19 protein-coding genes are annotated in these 18,446 nt (G+C 63.8%); 8 read left to right on the top strand and 11 right to left on the bottom strand.

Annotated elements, in window-relative coordinates; genetic code table 11:
• Positions 1–6: 6 nt before the first annotated feature.
• The 8 genes from ACK1U9_RS05570 to ACK1U9_RS05535 are packed head-to-tail and all read right to left on the bottom strand — an operon-like array spanning position 7 to position 7,957.
• Positions 7–1,008, bottom strand: a complete 1,002-nt coding sequence (locus ACK1U9_RS05570) for a septal ring lytic transglycosylase RlpA family protein (RefSeq protein WP_046613225.1) — start codon at positions 1,006–1,008, stop codon at positions 7–9.
• Positions 1,008–2,018, bottom strand: coding sequence for a lytic murein transglycosylase B (mltB, locus tag ACK1U9_RS05565; RefSeq protein ID WP_039613594.1), 1,011 nt, complete (start codon positions 2,016–2,018; stop codon positions 1,008–1,010). Before mltB ends, ACK1U9_RS05570 begins: the two co-directional genes overlap by 1 nt.
• 17 nt (positions 2,019–2,035) lie before the next feature.
• A complete protein-coding gene (gene rodA, locus ACK1U9_RS05560) occupies positions 2,036–3,139 on the bottom strand; it encodes a rod shape-determining protein RodA (RefSeq protein ID WP_046613723.1) in 1,104 nt (367 codons plus the stop codon).
• Between the two features lie 38 nt (positions 3,140–3,177).
• On the bottom strand, positions 3,178–5,067 hold the full coding sequence (mrdA, locus tag ACK1U9_RS05555; protein WP_015271942.1) for a penicillin-binding protein 2: 1,890 nt from the start codon (positions 5,065–5,067) through the stop codon (positions 3,178–3,180).
• A 16-nt stretch (positions 5,068–5,083) separates the two neighbouring features.
• Positions 5,084–5,551: a 23S rRNA (pseudouridine(1915)-N(3))-methyltransferase RlmH gene (gene rlmH, locus ACK1U9_RS05550; RefSeq protein WP_003249722.1), complete on the bottom strand. Its 468-nt coding sequence runs from the start codon at positions 5,549–5,551 to the stop codon at positions 5,084–5,086.
• A 10-nt stretch (positions 5,552–5,561) separates the two neighbouring features.
• Entirely contained in the window at positions 5,562–5,981 is a 420-nt protein-coding gene (gene rsfS, locus ACK1U9_RS05545; RefSeq protein ID WP_013974359.1) for a ribosome silencing factor, read from the bottom strand.
• A 43-nt stretch (positions 5,982–6,024) separates the two neighbouring features.
• Positions 6,025–6,684: a nicotinate-nucleotide adenylyltransferase gene (gene nadD / locus ACK1U9_RS05540; RefSeq protein ID WP_046613227.1), complete on the bottom strand. Its 660-nt coding sequence runs from the start codon at positions 6,682–6,684 to the stop codon at positions 6,025–6,027.
• 1 nt (position 6,685) lies between these two features.
• Positions 6,686–7,957 carry a glutamate-5-semialdehyde dehydrogenase gene (locus ACK1U9_RS05535; protein ID WP_449109749.1) on the bottom strand — a complete coding sequence of 424 codons (1,272 nt, stop codon included), beginning with the start codon at positions 7,955–7,957 and terminating at the stop codon, positions 6,686–6,688.
• 329 nt (positions 7,958–8,286) lie between these two features.
• On the opposite strand from ACK1U9_RS05535, the gene ACK1U9_RS05530 reads away from it, so the two are divergent.
• Positions 8,287–8,955, top strand: a complete 669-nt coding sequence (locus ACK1U9_RS05530) for a DNA-3-methyladenine glycosylase (protein WP_046613229.1) — start codon at positions 8,287–8,289, stop codon at positions 8,953–8,955.
• 3 nt (positions 8,956–8,958) lie between these two features.
• Positions 8,959–10,275, top strand: coding sequence for a bifunctional DedA family/phosphatase PAP2 family protein (locus ACK1U9_RS05525; RefSeq protein ID WP_108481499.1), 1,317 nt, complete (start codon positions 8,959–8,961; stop codon positions 10,273–10,275).
• A gap of 111 nt (positions 10,276–10,386) precedes the next feature.
• Here the strand turns inward: ACK1U9_RS05525 and ACK1U9_RS05520 are convergent, their stop codons facing one another.
• Genes ACK1U9_RS05520 through ACK1U9_RS05510 form a run of 3 tightly spaced genes read right to left on the bottom strand, consistent with a single transcriptional unit; the run spans position 10,387 to position 12,062 of the window.
• Positions 10,387–10,977, bottom strand: a complete 591-nt coding sequence (locus ACK1U9_RS05520; RefSeq protein ID WP_039613550.1) for an LON peptidase substrate-binding domain-containing protein — start codon at positions 10,975–10,977, stop codon at positions 10,387–10,389.
• Between the two features lie 9 nt (positions 10,978–10,986).
• Entirely contained in the window at positions 10,987–11,703 is a 717-nt protein-coding gene (locus ACK1U9_RS05515; RefSeq protein ID WP_085599659.1) for an LrgB family protein, read from the bottom strand.
• Entirely contained in the window at positions 11,700–12,062 is a 363-nt protein-coding gene (locus ACK1U9_RS05510) for a CidA/LrgA family protein (protein WP_046613232.1), read from the bottom strand. The genes ACK1U9_RS05515 and ACK1U9_RS05510 overlap by 4 nt, the downstream gene beginning before the upstream one ends.
• A 144-nt stretch (positions 12,063–12,206) precedes the next feature.
• Here ACK1U9_RS05510 and ACK1U9_RS05505 point away from each other — a divergent pair, with 144 nt between their 5' ends.
• From ACK1U9_RS05505 to purH, 6 genes are all read left to right on the top strand, one after another.
• Positions 12,207–12,662: a MaoC family dehydratase gene (locus ACK1U9_RS05505; RefSeq protein ID WP_108481500.1), complete on the top strand. Its 456-nt coding sequence runs from the start codon at positions 12,207–12,209 to the stop codon at positions 12,660–12,662.
• Between the two features lie 220 nt (positions 12,663–12,882).
• A complete protein-coding gene (gene prmA / locus ACK1U9_RS05500) occupies positions 12,883–13,761 on the top strand; it encodes a 50S ribosomal protein L11 methyltransferase (RefSeq protein ID WP_085599661.1) in 879 nt (292 codons plus the stop codon).
• 42 nt (positions 13,762–13,803) lie between these two features.
• Complete coding sequence (locus tag ACK1U9_RS05495) at positions 13,804–15,165, top strand: DUF3426 domain-containing protein (protein ID WP_108481501.1); 1,362 nt, start codon at positions 13,804–13,806, stop codon at positions 15,163–15,165.
• A 253-nt stretch (positions 15,166–15,418) separates the two neighbouring features.
• Positions 15,419–16,432 carry a tRNA dihydrouridine synthase DusB gene (gene dusB / locus ACK1U9_RS05490; RefSeq protein ID WP_046613238.1) on the top strand — a complete coding sequence of 338 codons (1,014 nt, stop codon included), beginning with the start codon at positions 15,419–15,421 and terminating at the stop codon, positions 16,430–16,432.
• A complete protein-coding gene (fis, locus tag ACK1U9_RS05485; RefSeq protein ID WP_012274390.1) occupies positions 16,429–16,749 on the top strand; it encodes a DNA-binding transcriptional regulator Fis in 321 nt (106 codons plus the stop codon). The genes dusB and fis overlap by 4 nt, the downstream gene beginning before the upstream one ends.
• An 81-nt stretch (positions 16,750–16,830) precedes the next feature.
• Positions 16,831–18,438 carry a bifunctional phosphoribosylaminoimidazolecarboxamide formyltransferase/IMP cyclohydrolase gene (gene purH / locus ACK1U9_RS05480; RefSeq protein ID WP_046613240.1) on the top strand — a complete coding sequence of 536 codons (1,608 nt, stop codon included), beginning with the start codon at positions 16,831–16,833 and terminating at the stop codon, positions 18,436–18,438.
• Positions 18,439–18,446 lie beyond the last annotated feature (8 nt).

Raw genomic sequence — 18,446 nt, 5'->3', positions numbered from 1 at the left:
ACGCGGTCAGTCTGCTGTGACCAGCTTGGCCTGCCCAAGGTTCGCCAGGCGGATGCTGTCCTGCGCTTGCTGGATCTCGCCCTGGCTGTTGATCGGCCCCAGGCGCACGCGGTGAAGGGTCTGCTGGTTGCGCACGATCGAGCTGATGAACACGGGCGCGCTGACCATGCTGCTGAGCTTGGAGCGCAGCAGTTCGGCGGCGTCCGGGTTGGCGAAGGCGCCTACCTGCAGGAAGCTGCCGCCACTGCCGGCCGGCACGTTGTTGCCAGCCACCTGCACCGGCACCACCGGCGCCGCATGCTGCTGGGGCGGCGGGGTCCATTGCTCGACGCGCCCGGTACTGGCCGGGATTGCCTGGGTCTGGGCTACCTGCGGCTCTTTCAGCACCATCGGTGGCGTCTGGCCACGCTGGGCCCACCATTGCTGCGGGTCGATGCCTTCGACGCGCACATGCGCGGTACCGATCTCGGCATAACCGAGCTTTTTCGCCGCGGCATAGGACAGGTCGATGATGCGGTCCGAATAGAACGGCCCACGGTCGTTCACCCGCAGGATCACGCTGCGGCCGTTGGCCAGGTTGGTCACCCGCACGTAGGCCGGCAGCGGCAGGGTCTTGTGCGCCGCGCTCATGCCGTACAGGTCATACAGCTCGCCGTTGGCGGTGTTCTGGCCGTGGAACTTCGTGCCGTACCACGACGCGGTACCCTCGGCGCGATAGTTGCGCGAGTCCTGCATCGGATAGTAGGTCTTGCCCAGCACCGTGTACGGGTTGGCCTTGTAGTTGCCGGTGTGCACGGTTGGCGTGGCGTCGGGAATCTTGTTCACATCCACATCCCACCACGGCGCGCCGTCCTTGTGCGCCCGGTTGATATCCAGACCGGGCTGGGTGCGCACCACGTTGCCACTGCTTTGCTGGGACGGGCGGTTGGACGAACAGCTGGCCAGCACCACGCCAACGGCGAGGCAGGTGAGCAGCTTGAAAGAGTTGCCTGAGAAGATTGCGCGCATTACTTGACGCCCCGTGCTTGAACCAGCTGTTCCGATAGCTGATGCACCGCCATGGCATACATCACGCTGCGGTTGTAGCGAGTGATCGCGTAGAAGTTCTTCAGGCCCATCCAGTACTCGGGGCCATTGTCGCCCTCGAGACGGAAGGCGGTCACCGGCAGATCATCGCGCAGCGAATCATGAACCGACCAGCCAAGCGTGCGCAACTCCCCAACGGTTTTTACCGGCTCGATGCCGGTCGTCAGGCCTTCGTCGGCGCGCCCGCCGTCCACCCAGGCGCGGCTGACCACACCTTCGCCGGCCACCCAGCCGTGGCGCTTGAAGTAGCTGGCCACGCTGCCGATGGCATCGTCCGGGTTGTTCCAGATATTGATGTGGCCGTCGCCGTCGAAATCCACCGCGAAGTTGCGGAAGCTGCTCGGCATGAACTGCGGCAGACCCATGGCGCCAGCGTAGGACCCCTTGAGCGTCAGCGGGTCGAGCTGTTCCTCACGGGCCAGCAGCAGGAATTCGCGCAGCTCCTTGCGGAAGAATTCGGCCCGTGGCGGGTAATCGAAGCCCAGGGTCGACAAGGCATCGATCACCCGGTAGTTGCCGGTGTTGCGGCCAAAGAAGGTTTCCACACCGATGATGGCGACGATGTACTGCGCCGGCACGCCGTATTCCTGCTCGGCACGGGCCAGCACCGCCTCGTGCTGGCGCCAGAAGTCCACACCGCGGGCGATGCGCGCGTCGGTGATGAACATCGGCCGGTAGTCCTTCCACGGCTTTACCCGTTCGGCCGGGCGCGAAATGGCGTCGAGGATCGACTGTTTGCGCTGCACCTCAGCGAACACACCCATCAGCTGCTCAGGGGCAAAGCCATGGTCGCGGCTCATTTCGCCAACGAACTGGGCAACCTGGGGCGAGCCTTGATAATCGCCGGCATGGGCCAGCTGTACAGCGCCGAACAGGCCCACCGCGCCGATCCACGGCGCACAACGGGCAGCCCAGTTACGCACTGCTTGCATGAAATTCTTCACCTTATTCAAACCTGAGCGATCCATTTGCGGTGCGTGTGGATCGACATCAGAACGCCAAACGCTGACAGCAGCGTCACCAACGAAGTTCCGCCATAGCTGATGAAGGGCAGCGGCACGCCCACCACGGGCAGAAGGCCGCTGACCATACCGATATTGACGAACACATATACAAAGAAGGTCATGGTCAGGCTGCCCGCCAGCAGCTTGCCGAACAGGGTCTGCGCCTGGGCGGTGATCATCAGGCCGCGGCCGATCAGCAGCAGGTAGACGATCAGCAGCAGGCAGATGCCGACCAGGCCGAATTCCTCGCCGAGCACGGCGATGATGAAGTCGGTGTGGCTTTCCGGCAGGAAGTCCAGGTGCGACTGGGTGCCGAGCAGCCAGCCCTTGCCGAACACGCCACCCGAGCCAATGGCCGCCTTCGACTGGATGATGTTCCAGCCAGTGCCCAACGGGTCGCTTTCCGGGTCGAGGAAGGTCAGTACCCGCTGCTTCTGGTAGTCGTGCATCACGAAGAACCACATCGCCACCGCCACGGGCACCGCAGCCGCCAGTACGCTGAGGATCCAGCGCCAGCGCAGGCCGCCCATGAACAGCACGAAAGCCCCGGAGGCGAGGATCAGCAGCGCCGTGCCCAGGTCGGGCTGGCGCACGATCAGGATGAACGGCACACCGATCAGCACCAGGCTGATCGCCACATGCTTCAGATGCGGCGGCAAGGTCCGCTTGGACAGGTACCAGGCGATGGTCGCTGGCATGATGATCTTCATGAACTCCGAGGGCTGGAAGCGGATCACCCCGGGGATGTTGATCCAGCGCGTGGCGCCCATGGCGTTGTGCCCCATCACGTCCACCACCACCAGCAACAGCACACCGGCCAGGTAGGCCAGCGGCACCCAACGGGCCATGAAGCGCGGCTCCAGCTGGGCGATGATGAACATCGACACCAGGCCGATGCCGAACGAGGTAGCCTGCTTGAGCAGCAGGTCCCAGTTTTTGCCACTGGCCGAGTACAGGACAAACAGGCTGCCGGCCGCAAGGGTCAACAGAATGATCAGCAAAGGGCCGTCGATGTGGATGCGCTGCAGAAAGCTGGCGCGCCGACGCATCACATCCTCGCTGGAGAGCATGCGATCGAAATTGTTCATCACAGGGCTGATTCCTGGGTAACGGTGGCAGGCGCGAACTCGGGCTTGAGCCGGCCGTTTTCGTCGAGCAGCCAGGCGTCCATCACCTGGCGTACCACCGGGGCGGCGACGCCCGAACCGGACTCACCGTTCTCGACCATCACCGAAACCACGATCTTCGGGTCCTCGGCGGGGGCGAAGGCGACGAACAGGGCGTGGTCGCGGTGGCGCTCCTGAAGCTTGTTGCGGTCGTACTTCTCACCCTGCTTGATCGCCACCACCTGGGCGGTACCGCTCTTGCCGGCAATGCGATACTGCGAGCCGATGGCCGCCTTGCGTGCGGTACCGCGGGCGTTGTGCATCACCTGCTCCATGCCATGGGTGACCTTGGCCCAGTCGGACTTGTCGCGCAGCACGATGTTTTCCATGGGGTTGTCGTCCACCGGTGGCTGGCCTTCGATGGTCTTGGCCAGGTGCGGACGGTTCCACACGCCCTTGTTGGCGATCAGCGCAGTGGCCTGGGCCAATTGCAGCGGCGTGGCCTGCATGTAACCCTGGCCGATGCCGAGGATCAGGGTTTCGCCGGGGAACCAGGCCTGGCGGCGGGTGGCGCGCTTCCATTCGCGCGACGGCATCAGCCCGGCGGATTCCTCGAACATGTCGAGGGAAACCCGCTGGCCGATGCCGAACTTGTTCATGTAGCTGGACAGCCGATCGATGCCCATCTTGTGGGCAAGGTCGTAGAAGTAGGTATCGTTGGAGCGCATGATCGCGGTATCCAGGTCGACCCAGCCATCGCCCGAGCGGTTCCAGTTACGGTATTTGTGGTCGTAGTTGGGCAGCTGGTAGTAGCCTGGGTCGAACACCCGGCTACCGGCATTGACCACGCCGCTGTCCAGGCCGGCGATTGCCACCGCCGGCTTGATGGTCGAGCCTGGCGGATACAGGCCGCGCAGCACGCGGTTGAACAGCGGTCTGTCGATCGAATCGCGCAGTTCGGCATACGCCTTGAAGCCGATGCCGGTGACGAACAGGTTGGGGTCGAAGCTGGGTTGGCTGACCATCGCCAGCACCTCGCCGGTACGCGGATCGAGCGCCACCACCGCACCACGCCGCCCCCCCAGGGCAGCCTCGGCGGCCTCCTGCAGCTTGATGTCCAGGCTCAGCACGATGTCCTTGCCCGGTTTCGGGTCGGTGCGCTTGAGCACCCGCAGCACACGGCCACGGGCGTTGGTCTCGACTTCCTCGTAGCCCACCTGGCCATGCAGGTCGGCTTCATAAAAGCGTTCGATGCCGGTCTTGCCGATGTGATGGGTACCGCTGTAGTTCACCGGGTCGAGGGTTTTCAGCTCTTTCTCGTTGATTCGCCCCACATACCCCACCGAATGGGCGAAGTGCGCGCCCTGCGGGTAATGGCGCACCAACTGGGCCACCACTTCCACGCCCGGCAGGCGGAACTGGTTCACTGCCACGCGAGCGATCTGCTCTTCGTTGAGCTCGAACAGGATCGGCACCGGCTCGAACGGCCGGCGCCCCTGGCGCATGCGCTTCTCGAACAAGGCGCGATCATCGGGCGTCAGTTCCAGCACTTCGACGATGGTATCCAACACTTCCTGCCAGTTACCCGCACGCTCTCGGGTCATCGACAGGCTGAAGCTGGGCCGGTTGTCGGCGACGATCACGCCGTTGCGGTCGAAGATCAGCCCGCGGGTCGGCGGGATCGGCTGCACATGCACCCGGTTGTTCTCCGACAGCGTCGAGTGGTAGTCGTGCTGGATGACCTGCAGGTAGTACAGCCGCGCGATCAGCACACAAATGAGCAGCATGATCGCCACTGCGCCGACCACGACGCGGTTGCGCACCAGGCGGGCGTCTTTCTCGTGGTCCTTGAGACGGATCGGCTGCGACATCGGACTGCTTACAGGCTCATTTATGGTAAGGATGCCCGGACAACACGGTCCAGGCGCGGTAGATCTGCTCGCCGATGAGTATCCTTACCAATGGGTGCGGCAAGGTCAGCGGCGACAGCGACCAGCGTTGCTCGGCGCGCGCACAGACCTCGGGCGCCAAGCCTTCCGGGCCGCCCACCATCAAATTCACCGTGCGCGCATCCAGGCGCCAGCGGTCCAGCTCGGTCGCCAGCTGTTCGGTACTCCAGGGCTTGCCGTGGACCTCGAGGGTGACGATGCGTTCCCCTGGCTGAACCTTGCTCAGCATGGCCTCGCCCTCCTGACGGATCAGGCGGGCAACGTCGGCATTCTTGCCTCGGGTGTTCAGCGGGATTTCCACCAGCTCCAGCGACAGCTCGGCAGGCAGGCGCTTGGCATATTCATGCCAGCCTTCCTCGACCCACTTCGGCATGCGCGAGCCGACCGCGATCAGGCGCAGACGCACAGCGCTTTCCTTATTCCCGGTCCTTGAGCTTGTCGGAGTACTCGTGGGCATGGTCCGGGCTATGGTGCTTGCCATCGGCTGCACGGCTTTGCTCGGCACCCTGCCACAGGCGCTCCAGGTCGTAGAACTGGCGGGCAGCGGCGGTCATCATGTGCACGATGACATCGTTCAGGTCCAGCAGCACCCAGTCGCTGTCGCCTTTGCCTTCTTCACCCAGTGGCTGGGCACCCTTGGCCTTGACCGCTTCGCGGACCTTTTCCAGCATCGCGTTGATCTGGCGGTTGGAAGTACCAGTGGCAATGATCATGTAGTCGGTCAGGCTGTGCTTTTCTCGTACGTCGATGACCTGGATGTCCTGGGCCTTGACGTCTTCCAGCGCTGCCTTGGTCAGGGCGACCAGTTCTTCGCCGTGGATTTTCTGCTTGGTCATATAAAACTCGTTCAACTCGTTGGATGAGGCGCCAGAGGCACCGTCAGTTAGGTGCACGATACAGTTCGTGCGCCTCGATGTAGGCCAGTACGGCGTCCGGCACCAGGAACCTCACCGATTTGCCGCTGGCCAGCAGCTGTCGGATCTGTGTAGCCGACACCGCAAGCGGCGTCTGCCAGACGAACGAAATGTTTCCCGCCGGGCCGGACATGGCGGTGGGATCGCTCTCCGAGCGCGCAGCCAGCAGGTTACGCAGCTCGTCAGGGGGTTCTACGTCGGCATCCGGGCGTTGCAGCACCAGGATATGACAGTGTTGCAGCAATTCTTCCCAGCGGTGCCAGCCGGGCAGGCCACAGAAGGCATCCCAGCCCAGCACCAGGAACAGCTGGTCGTCGGTGGCCAGTTCGGCACGGATCGATTCCAGCGTGTCGATGGTGTACGACGGCTTGTCGCGCGCCAGCTCGCGGGCATCCACGCTCAGGCAAGGCACGCCCTGCACGGCGCTCTGCACCATGGCCAGGCGATCCTGCGCGGCCACCTGCGGGGTGTCGCGGTGTGGCGGCCGGGCGTTGGGCAGCAGGCGCAGCTCGTCCAGCCCCATGAACTCGGCCACTTCCAGCGCGCTGCGCAGGTGGCCGATGTGCACGGGGTCGAAGGTACCGCCAAGAATGCCGATGCGCCGGACTGCCTGGGCCTTGCTCAACTCAGCAGGACTCCTGGCCACGCAGCTGACCGTCGCCGATCACGACGTACTTCTCGCAGGTCAGGCCTTCCAGGCCGACTGGGCCACGGGCATGCAGCTTGTCGGTGGAAATGCCGATTTCCGCACCCAGGCCGTACTCGAAGCCGTCGGCGAAGCAGGTCGGGGTATTGAGCATGACCGACGCCGAATCGACTTCGGCCATGAACTGGCGGGCTTCACCCTGGTGTTCACTGATGATCGAATCGGTGTGGTGCGAGCCATAGTGGTTGATGTGCTCGATGGCCTGGTCCAGGCCGTCGACCACACGGATCGACAGGATCGCGTCCAGGTATTCGGTGTGCCAGTCGGCCTCGGTGGCCGGCTTGGCGTTGATGATCGCCCGGGTGCGCTCGCAGCCACGCAGTTCGACGCCCTTCTCCTGGAAGCGACGGGCCATTTCCGGCAGGAAGCGCTCGGCCACCTGCTTGTCGACCAGCAGCGTTTCCATGGCGCCACAGATGCCGTAGCGGTAGGTCTTGGCGTTGAACGCCACGCGCCAGGCCTTGTCCAGATCGGCGTGCTGGCTGACGTAGACGTGGCAGATACCGTCCAGGTGCTTGATCACTGGCACTCGGGCATCGCGACTGATGCGCTCGATCAGACCACGACCACCGCGAGGCACGATGACGTCGACGAATTCCGGCATGCTGATCAGCGCGCCCACGGCTTCGCGGTCGGTAGTCTCGACCACCTGCACCACGGCTGCCGGCAGGCCGGCGGTGGCCAGGCCACGCTGAATGCAGGTGGCGATGGCGCGGTTGGAGTGGATGGCTTCGGAGCCGCCACGCAGGATGGTCGCGTTACCCGACTTCAGGCACAGGCTGGCGGCATCGATGGTCACGTTCGGGCGCGATTCGTAGATGATCCCGATCACCCCTAGCGGCGTGCGCATCTTGCCGACCTGGATACCGGATGGGCGGTAGCTCATGTCGCGGATGGCACCGACTGGGTCCGGCAGGCTGGCCACCTGGCGCAGGCCGGTGATCATGCCGTCGATACGCGCCGGGGTCAGCGCCAGACGGTCGAGCAGCGCCGGCTCCAGGCCGTTGGCGCGGCCGGCGACCAGGTCCAGCTCGTTGGCAGCGGTCAGCTCGGCACGAGCGGCATCCAGCGCATCGGCGGCAGCTTGCAGGGCGCGATTCTTCTGCGCGGTGCTGGCACGGCCGATCACCCGTGAAGCCTCACGGGCAGCGCGACCCAGGCGGGTCATATAGTCAAGAACGGACTCAGTCATGGGTTCGGTGTCTTGGCGAAGGGGAAATCGGCTGATTATAACTGGCGCGCAGGTGTACGCCCAGCGGCGGGTGGCGGATGGTAGAAAATGGCTGGGGGCATTGTGTAGGAAAGATGTAACCGGGGTTATCGAAATTTCTATCTCCTGTTGTGGCCCTTTCGCGGACAAACCCGCTCACACAGTGATTGCACAAGGGTTGGGACCTCCGAGGTACCTGTGGGAGCGGGTTTACCCGCGAAGAGGCCGGAACTGCCACATCCCACTCGATTCAGCCTCGATTAAGCCATTCATTGCTATCATCCCCGCCTTCTCAACCGCGAACCGCCCGCATGCCAGCCTTGCCCGACAGCTTTTTCGACCGCGATGCCCAGACCCTGGCCAAGGCCTTGCTGGGCAAAGTCATCCGCCATCGCCAAGGCGACCTGTGGCTGGCCGCGCGCATCATCGAAACCGAGGCCTACTACCTCACCGACAAAGGCAGCCACGCCTCGCTCGGCTACACCGAAAAGCGCAAGGCGCTGTTCCTCGATGGCGGCCACATCTATATGTATTACGCGCGCGGTGGCGACTCGCTGAACTTCAGCGCCCATGGGCCGGGCAACGCGGTGCTGATCAAGTCGGCCTATCCTTGGCAGGACGCCCGCTCGGGCCCTAACAGCCTGGCGCAGATGCAACTGAACAACCCCGATGCCAGCGGCAACCTCCGCCCGGCCGAGCGCCTGTGCGCCGGCCAGACCTTGCTGTGCCGGGCCCTGGGCCTGAAGGTGCCGCACTGGGACGCCCAGCGTTTCGACCCCGAGCGCCTGTACGTGGAGGATTGCGGCATCACCGTGCCGCGGGTGATCCAGGCCGCCCGCCTGGGCATCCCCCATGGCCGCGACGAGCACCTGCCCTACCGTTTCGTAGATGCCGAATACGCCCGTTTCTGCACGCGGAACCCGTTACGTCGCGGCCAAGTCGAAGGCCGGGACTTCTTCATTCTCGAACAAGGAAGCTGAACCATGGGCCAATGGCTCGACAGCCTGACCGGCTGGCTCAGCGCCAACCCGCAGTGGCTTGGCCTGGCGATTTTCCTGGTGGCCTGCATCGAGTGCCTGGCCATTGCCGGCATCATCGTGCCTGGCACCGTTCTGCTGTTTGCGGTCGCGGTACTGGCTGGCAGCGGTGCCTTCAGCCTGGGCGAAACGCTGCTGCTGGGCTTTCTCGGCGGCCTGGTGGGTGATGCCTTGTCGTACACGGTGGGCAAGTACTTCCACCAGAACATTCGCCGCCTGCCCCTGCTGCGCCACCATCCGGAATGGATCGGCAGCGCCGAGGCCTACTTTCAGCGCTACGGTATCGCCAGCCTGTTGGTAGGGCGTTTCATCGGGCCGTTGCGGCCAATGCTGCCGATGGTCGCCGGCATGTTCGACATGCCACTGCCGCGCTTCATCGCCGTCAGCCTGGTGGCCGGTGCCGGCTGGTCGGTGGCCTACCTGCTGCCCGGCTGGGCTACCGGCGCTGCCATGCGCCTGCCCTTGCCGGAGGGCTTCTGGCTGGATGCAGGGATCATCGCCGGCACCCTGGCAGTCATCATCGGGCTGAGCCTGAACACCAGCATTCGCGATCAACGCCACGGCACCCGGCTGATCGCCGGCATGAGTTTCCTGGCGTTGGCCGGGGTTTTCCTCGGCTGGCCCTACCTGCACGAATTCGACCAGGGTGTGATGACGCTGGTGCAGGAGCACCGCAGCCAGGCCATCGATGGCACCGTGGTGCTGGTGACCCGGCTGGGCGATTTCCGCACCCAGTTGTTCCTCGGCGGCCTGCTGACGGGCCTGCTGCTGCTAGCGCGGCAGTGGCGGCATGCCATGTTCGCTGCGGGCGCGCTGATGGGTACGGCGTTTGCCAATGGCACGCTGAAGTGGCTGTTCGCCCGGGCTCGCCCGGAAGTGCTGAGTGACCCGCTGACCAGCTACAGCATGCCCAGCGGTCACAGTTCGGCGTCATTTGCGTTCTTTCTGGTGATGGCGGTGCTGGCCGGTCGCGGTCAACCGCCGCGGATGCGCCTGACCTGGGTGATGCTGGGCTGCATTCCGGCGCTGGCGATTGCCCTGTCACGGGTGTACCTGGGGGCGCACTGGCCGACCGACATCCTCGCCGGGGCCTTGCTGGCATGCTGTGTGTGTTCGCTCAGCCTCGCACTGGCGCAGCGTCACCAGACCCTTCCGGCCTTGCCGCTGCGAGTGTGGTGGCTGGTGTTGCCGGCATGTGTCGCATTGCTGGCGTTCTTTGCCATGCATGCGCTGCCGCAGGCTTTGCTGCGGTATCAATATTGATGTCGCCTGTACCGGCCTCTTCGCAGCACAAGGCTGCTCCTACGGGGATCTCGTCAGCCTGTAGGAGCAGCCTTGTGTCGCGAAGAGGTCGGCACTGACAACACATCACTATCAGGCAAACAACTCACCCTGAATCCGCTCCAGCAGCTTCTGGATTTCCCCCAACCGCTCCTGCGGCGAGTCGAGGGTCAGCAGATCCAGCTTGTCCTCTTCCATGAACGGCAGCAGGTACGCCAACTGGTTGGCCAACGTCTGGCGCCCGTCCACAGGCCGCGGCATGTCCAAGGCTTCGACCATCGGGTGTTCACCCAGGGCCACCAGCAACGCCAGCAGGTCTTCGTCCGCCTCTAGCAACGGGCTGTCCGCCTGCTCCGGCAGCCATTGCACCTGCCCCACCAGCAACTGGTCCTTCTGCACCTCGGTGCTTTCCAGATTGAAGCGCCGCACACCTTCGACGCGGATACCCAGCAAGCCGTTATCCTGCTGCACGAAGTCACGGATCACCGCCTCGCAGCCGATCGAGGCAACCACCGGCGGCGCCTTGCCGACCTGCTCGCCTTCGAGAATGCACACCACACCAAAACCTTCGCCCCGCTTCATGCAGCGCCCGATCATGTCCAGGTAGCGTGCCTCGAAAATCTGCAAATCGAGGAAACAACCAGGAAACAGCACGGTATTGAGGGGAAACAGCGGTAGCGTCATCACAAGTCCTCAAGCCACCAGGCTGACCGCAAGCGGCAGGAACACCGCCGTGGCCACCCCCATCAGGCTCATCGCCAGCGCGGCAAAGGCGCCGCATTCGTCACTTTCCTGCAAGGCCACCGAAGTGCCCACCGCGTGCGCGGTCACGCCCAGAGACATGCCGCGCGCCTCGGGGCTATGCACGCCAAAACGGCTCAGCAGCGCCGGGCCGAAAATTGCCCCGATCACCCCGGTAATCAGCACGAACACCGCCGCCAGTGCCGCCACGCCGCCAATCTGCTCGGCCACCAGCATGGCGATTGGCGAGGTCACAGACTTCGGTGCCATGGTCATCAGGATCATGTGCTCGGCACCGAACCACCAGCCCAGCAACAGGCAGCACAGCGTGGCGAACAGGCCTCCGATTACCAGCGTAGTAAATGTGGGCCAGAACAGCTGCCGGATACGCCGCAGGTTGAGGTAGAGCGGCACTGCCAGGGCCACGGTGGCAGGCCCCAGCAGGATATTCATGATTTCGGTGCTCTTGCGGTACTCGCTGTAGTCGATGCCACACACCAGCAACACGCCGATCACCAGCAGCATCGACACCAGTACCGGCTGCAGGAAGATCCAGCGGGTCTTCTCGTAGCCCGCCAGTACCAACTGGTAGGCCCCAAGCGTGATGCCGATACCGAACAAGGGATGATGAACAACCGCATCCAGTGCGCCTTGCCAGTCGAGCATCATGGCTGCTCCTCGCGCCGGCCTTGGCGGTGGATGAGCTTTTGCATCAACACGCCGACAAACACCAGGGTCACCAGGCAGGAGATCAGCAAGGCACCGGCAATGGCCCAGAAGTCGGCAGCGATATCCTTGGCATACACCATGACTCCCACCGCTGGTGGCACCAGCAACAGCGGCAGGTAGCGCAGCAGGCTGCTGGCGGCCTCGTTCAGCGGCTTGCCCACCTCACCACGGGCCATGAGGAAGAACAACAGCAGCAACAGGCCGATGATCGGCCCCGGCAGAAACGGCACCAACAGGTGGTTGATTGCCGTTCCCAGCAGCTGGAACAGCACCAGCCAGGTCAAACCACGCAACAGCATAAGCATCTCCCTCGGGCATGACCGCCATTATAAGCACGTGGCCGCCATATACCGATATTCGTCGAAAAGCGCGCAACTTGACTGAAACGGTTCGCCGTGCTGATCTTGCACTTTCGTACCAACTGACAACCTGGAGAGTCCGCGATGCCCCATGTACCGGTTACAGAGCTTTCGCAGTACGTTGGTAGGGAACTGGGCCGCTCGGCCTGGCTGAAGATCGACCAGCAGCGCATCAACCTGTTCGCCGAAGCCACGGGCGACTTCCAGTTCATCCATGTCGACCCGGAAAAGGCGGCGAAAACCCCGTTTGGTAGTACGATCGCCCACGGTTTCCTGACGTTGTCGCTGATTCCCAAGTTGATCGAGGACATTCTGGTCCTGCCGGAAGGGCTGAAGATGGTGGTGAACTATGGACTGGACAGCGTGCGCTTCATCCAGCCGGTCAAGGTAGACAGTCAGGTGCGGCTGAAGGTGGATTTGGCCGAGGTGACGGAAAAGAGGCCGGGGCAATGGTTGCTCAAGGCGATTGCCACGCTGGAGATCGACGGTGAAGAGAAGCCTGCTTTTATAGCTGAGTCGCTTTCGTTGTGTTTCGTCTGAACCATCCATGAACGGGCTGATGGCTTAATCGCCGGCAAGCCGGGTCCCACAGGATTTGCATAGGCCTCAAAAATTGCGCAAACCCTGTGGAAGCTGGCTTGTCGGCGATTGGGCTGCACAGCAGCCCCCGATTCAATCCACAAAATCCCCGCACTCGCGTAAACTGCCAGCCTTCGTGCAGCCTAGGGCTGCCCCTGTCGATTTACCAAAGGTGCCCGCCATGCCCTGGCTGCAAGTACGCCTGGCCATCAGCCCGGAACAAGCCGAAACCTACGAAGATGCCCTGCTCGAAGTGGGTGCCGTCTCGGTCACGTTCATGGACGCCGAGGATCAACCGATCTTCGAGCCAGACCTCAACACCACCCCGCTGTGGTCGCATACCCACCTGCTGGCCCTGTTCGAGGCCGATGCCGACCCTGAGCAGGTATTCGCCCACCTGCGCCTGCTGACCGGCGCCGAGCTGCCCGAGCACCAGGCCGAGGTGATCGAGGACCAGGACTGGGAACGCAGCTGGATGGACAACTTCCAGCCAATGCGCTTCGGCCGTCGCCTGTGGATCGTGCCCAGCTGGCACGAGGCCCCGGAACAGGACGCGGTGAACCTGCTGCTCGACCCGGGCCTGGCGTTCGGCACCGGCACCCACCCGACCACCGCGCTATGCCTGGAATGGCTCGACGGCCAGCAGCTCGAAGGCACCCAGGTGCTGGACTTCGGCTGCGGCTCAGGCATTCTGGCCATCGCCGCGCTGCTGCTGGGCGCCCGTGAAGCAGTCGGTACCGACATCGATGTGCAGGCCATCGAGGCTTCGCGCGACAATGCCCAGCGCAACGGCATCGCCGATGAAAAGCTGGCGCTGTACCTGCCCGAGCACATGCCGGCCATGCAGGCCGATGTGCTGGTCGCCAACATCCTCGCCGGCCCGCTGGTGTCGCTGGCACCGCAACTGTCCGGCCTGGTCCGCCCAGGTGGCCTGCTGGCACTGTCGGGCATCCTCGCCGAGCAGGGTGACGAAGTGGCTGCGGCCTATGCCGCCGACTTCGAGCTGGACCCGATCGTCGTGCGCGACGGCTGGGTGCGCATCAGTGGCCGCCGCCGTTAAGCGGGCCTAGAATACTTTTCTGCACAGCTCCCGGATTGCCGCATGACCGACAGTTTCGTCACCCAGTGCCCGCATTGCCAGACCAGCTTTCGCGTCACCCATCACCAGTTGAGCGTGGCCCGCGGCGTAGTGCGCTGCGGCCAATGCCTGCAGGTGTTCAACGCCGCCAAACAGTTGCTGGAGCAGAACCGCGCCAGCGGAACCAGCGCACCTGCGGTGCCGGCGCCGATACCCGCCGGCCCTGCGGAGCCGCCGGCCGAACCGGAGATCGCACCCGAGCCTGTCGCCAGCGAGCCCGGCTCCACCCCGGACGAGGACTGGGCGCTCACCAACCAGGCGCTGGACGCGCTCGACCTCGACATGGAACTGGAGCGCCTGGAGCGCCGCGGCCAACCGGCCACGGCTCGCCCGGCCAGCCAGGATGGCGGCCTGCAAGCCCGACGTGACGAACTGCACCCGGACGAACATGCCAACGACCTGTTCGGTACGGCTGACGATGAACCGTTCGAACCGCAACCGGCGATCGATACCGCGCCCGTGCTACGGGACCCGGAGCCCTTGGAGCTGGACCTGGAGCCAGCGCCGGGCGAGCGTACCGAGCCGACGTTAGGCGGCAACCTGGACCTGGACGTCGACGACGAGCCACCGGTACACCGTGCCGCCGAAATCGATGACCGCACCGAGTTCAACGAACCACTGCGTGCCAGCGTTGATGAAGCCCCGGTACAGGGCCTGAGCGCCCGCGACGATGAGCCCCTGGAGCTGCACCTGTCGGCGCGCGATGACGAGCCTGTAGAGCCGCTGCCCGGCGAACGCCTGGAACCAGGCCTTGCCGGCAAAACCGAGCGCCCGGCGCGCAAGGAGCCCCTGGTCGACGTGGTCGACGACCCGCTGCAACTGGACTGGGAAAAGCCCGCGCCCAACTGGGGCAAGCGCCTGCTGTGGGCCTTCCTGACCCTGCTGGCCGCTGGCATGCTGGCGTTCCAGTACGTGTGGTTCCACTTCGAGGAAATGGCCCGCCAGGACCAGTACCGGCCACTCTTCCAGCAAATCTGCCCGTTGGTCGGTTGCCAAGTGCCGACCCGCGTCGATATCGCCCGAATCAAGAGCAGCAACCTGGTGGTACGCAGCCACCCGGACTTCAAGGGTGCACTGATCGTCGATGCGATCATCTACAACCGCGCGCCGTTCGCCCAGCCGTTCCCGTTGCTGGAACTGCGCTTCGCCGACCTCAATGGCCAGCTGATCGCCAGCCGGCGCTTCAAGCCCAGCGAGTACCTGTCCGGCGAACTGGCCGGGCGCGGCGAAATGCCCAGCCAGACTCCGATCCACATCGCCCTGGACATCCTCGACCCGGGGCCTAAGGCCGTCAATTACAGCCTGAGCTTCCGTTCGCCGGAATAGCCACCACCCTGTGGGAGCGGGCGCGCCCGCGAACACGGGCGAAGCCCGTGCCGTCCATCGCGCCGCCTGCTTCGCGGGCACGCCCGCTCCCAAAGGGGCCGCACAAGGTTCAGGGTCCTCGCCCATACCAAAAGTCATAAGCCGACAACTGTTCAGATTTTATCCAAATCCATCTTTATCCGGTCACCGAGAGCGGGTATCATGCCAACCCTTTTTCGAACTCCAAGATTCGGCCCCACAACAGGGATCACCTATGTCGGCGGTACGCATCGGCCCATACACTCTACGCAACAACCTGATCCTCGCGCCCATGGCCGGGGTCACGGACCAGCCTTTCCGTACACTTTGCCAGCGCCTGGGCGCCGGCATGGTGGTGTCGGAAATGGTCTCCAGCGACATGAGCCTGTGGAACAGCCGCAAGTCGAGCCTGCGCCGCATCCATGAAGGTGATCCCGAGCCACGCTCGGTGCAGATCGCCGGTGGTGATGCGCAGATGATGGCAGCGGCGGCAAAGGCCAACGTCGAAGCAGGCGCCCAGATCATTGATATCAACATGGGCTGCCCGGCAAAAAAAGTCTGCAACAAAGCCGCAGGCTCTGCTTTATTGAGAGATGAAGCCTTGGTCAGCGAGATACTCCACGCCGTGGTCGGCGCCGTGGACGTCCCGGTGACCCTGAAGATCCGCACCGGCTGGGACCGGGCGAACAAGAACGGCCTGAACGTGGCGAGGATCGCCGAGCAGGCCGGCATCCAGGCGCTGGCGGTGCATGGCCGCACACGCGCCGACCTGTACACCGGCGAAGCCGAATACGACACCATCGCTGCCATCAAGCAGGCGGTGTCGATCCCGGTTTTTGCCAACGGCGATATCACCTCGCCAGAAAAGGCCCGGGCGGTGCTGGACGCCACCGGGGTAGATGGCCTGTTGATCGGCCGGGCCGCCCAGGGGCGGCCATGGATCTTTCGCGAGATCGAGCATTACCTGCGCACTGGCGAACACCTGCCAGCGCCGCAGCTGGACGAAGTGGAACGCATTCTGCTGGAGCACCTGGCCGCGCTGCATGCCTTCTATGGCGATGTGATGGGCGTACGTATCGCCCGCAAGCACGTTGGCTGGTACCTGGCAACACGACCCGGCGGCAAGGAGTTTCGCTCCCGGTTCAACGCTTTGGAAGACACACAAGCGCAGTGCGCCAACGTTCGCGCGTTTTTCAGCGAACGTCGACAGAGCCTTGAGACAGAGGACGGACAAGGGGTGGCCGCATGACGATGATGACCGAGACATTTGTGAGTGGAACAACGCCCGTGAGCGACAACGCCAACCTGAAACAGCACCTCAACACGCCGAGCGAAGAGGGCCAGACCCTTCGCGACAGCGTCGAGAAGGCGCTGCACAACTACTTCGCCCACCTGGAAGGCGCGACCGTGACGGACGTGTACAACCTGGTGCTCTCCGAAGTCGAGGCGCCCCTGCTCGAAAGCGTTATGAACTACGTGAAGGGCAACCAGACCAAGGCCAGCGAGATGCTCGGGCTGAACCGAGGCACCCTGCGCAAGAAGCTCAAGCAGTACGACTTGTTGTAAGCCAGAATCCCAACCAGAAAAGGCGGCTCCCTGAACAGAGGCGCCTTTTTTGCTGACTCCACCGCGTTATTGGAACCCGAAATGACCGACCAGACTACCCGCCTGCCAGTCCGCCGCGCCCTGATCAGCGTCTCCGACAAGACCGGTATCCTCGAATTTGCCCGTGAGTTGCAGCAGCTCGGTGTCGAGATCCTGTCCACCGGCGGCACCTACAAGCTGCTCAAGGACAACGGCGTCAACGCGGTGGAAGTGGCCGACTACACCGGCTTCGCCGAAATGATGGATGGCCGGGTCAAGACCCTGCACCCGAAGATCCACGGTGGCATCCTGGGCCGTCGCGGCACCGACGACGCCATCATGAACGAGCACGGCATCAAGCCGATCGACCTGGTAGCAGTCAACCTGTACCCCTTCGAAGCCACCATTTCCAAGCCTGGCTGTGATCTGCCGACCGCCATCGAGAACATCGACATCGGCGGCCCGACCATGGTCCGTTCGGCTGCCAAGAACCACAAGGACGTGGCCATCGTGGTCAACGCCAGCGACTACGCCGGCATCGTCGAAGGCCTCAAGGCCGGTGGCCTGACCTACGCCCAGCGCTTCGACCTGATGCTCAAGGCGTTCGAACACACCGCCGCATACGACGGCATGATCGCCAACTACATGGGCACCATCGACCAGGCCAAAGAGACCCTGAGCACTGAAGACCGCAGCGAATTCCCGCGCACCTTCAACAGCCAGTTCGTCAAGGCCCAGGAAATGCGCTACGGCGAGAACCCGCACCAGAGCGCGGCGTTCTACGTGGAAGCGAAGAAAGGCGAAGCCAGCGTTTCAACTGCCATCCAGCTGCAGGGCAAGGAGCTGTCGTTCAACAACGTGGCCGACACCGACGCCGCACTGGAGTGCGTGAAGAGCTTCGTCAAGCCGGCCTGCGTCATCGTCAAGCACGCCAACCCGTGCGGCGTGGCTGTGGTACCTGAAGAGGAAGGCGGCATCCGCAAGGCCTACGACCTGGCCTATGCCACCGACACCGAGTCGGCGTTCGGCGGCATCATCGCCTTCAACCGCGAGCTGGACGGCGAAACCGCCAAGGCCATCGTCGACCGCCAGTTCGTCGAAGTGATCATCGCCCCGAAAATCTCCCAGGCTGCCCGCGACGTGGTTGCCGCCAAGCAAAACGTACGTCTGCTGGAATGCGGCGAGTGGCCAGCCGAGCGCGCTGCCGGCTGGGACTTCAAGCGCGTCAACGGCGGTTTGCTGGTGCAGAGCCGCGATATCGGCATGATCACCGCCGATGACCTGAAGATCGTCACCAAGCGTGCACCGACCGAGCAAGAGATCCACGACCTGGTGTTCGCCTGGAAAGTGGCCAAGTTCGTCAAGTCCAACGCCATTGTCTACGCCAAGCAGCGCCAGACCATCGGTGTCGGCGCCGGCCAGATGAGCCGCGTCAACTCCGCCCGTATCGCCGCGATCAAGGCCGAGCATGCCGGCCTGCAAGTGCAGGGCGCGGTCATGGCGTCGGACGCGTTCTTCCCGTTCCGTGACGGCATCGACAATGCGGCTAAAGTGGGTATCAGCGCCGTGATCCAGCCAGGTGGTTCGATGCGTGATGCCGAAGTCATCGCCGCTGCCGACGAGGCAGGTATCGCGATGGTCTTTACCGGTATGCGCCACTTCCGCCACTAATCAAGATG

It is taken from the genome of Pseudomonas sp. XP1 (assembly GCF_053557675.1).
Note: the sequence above shows the minus strand (reverse complement) of the source record. Positions and strands in the feature narration are given on the sequence as shown.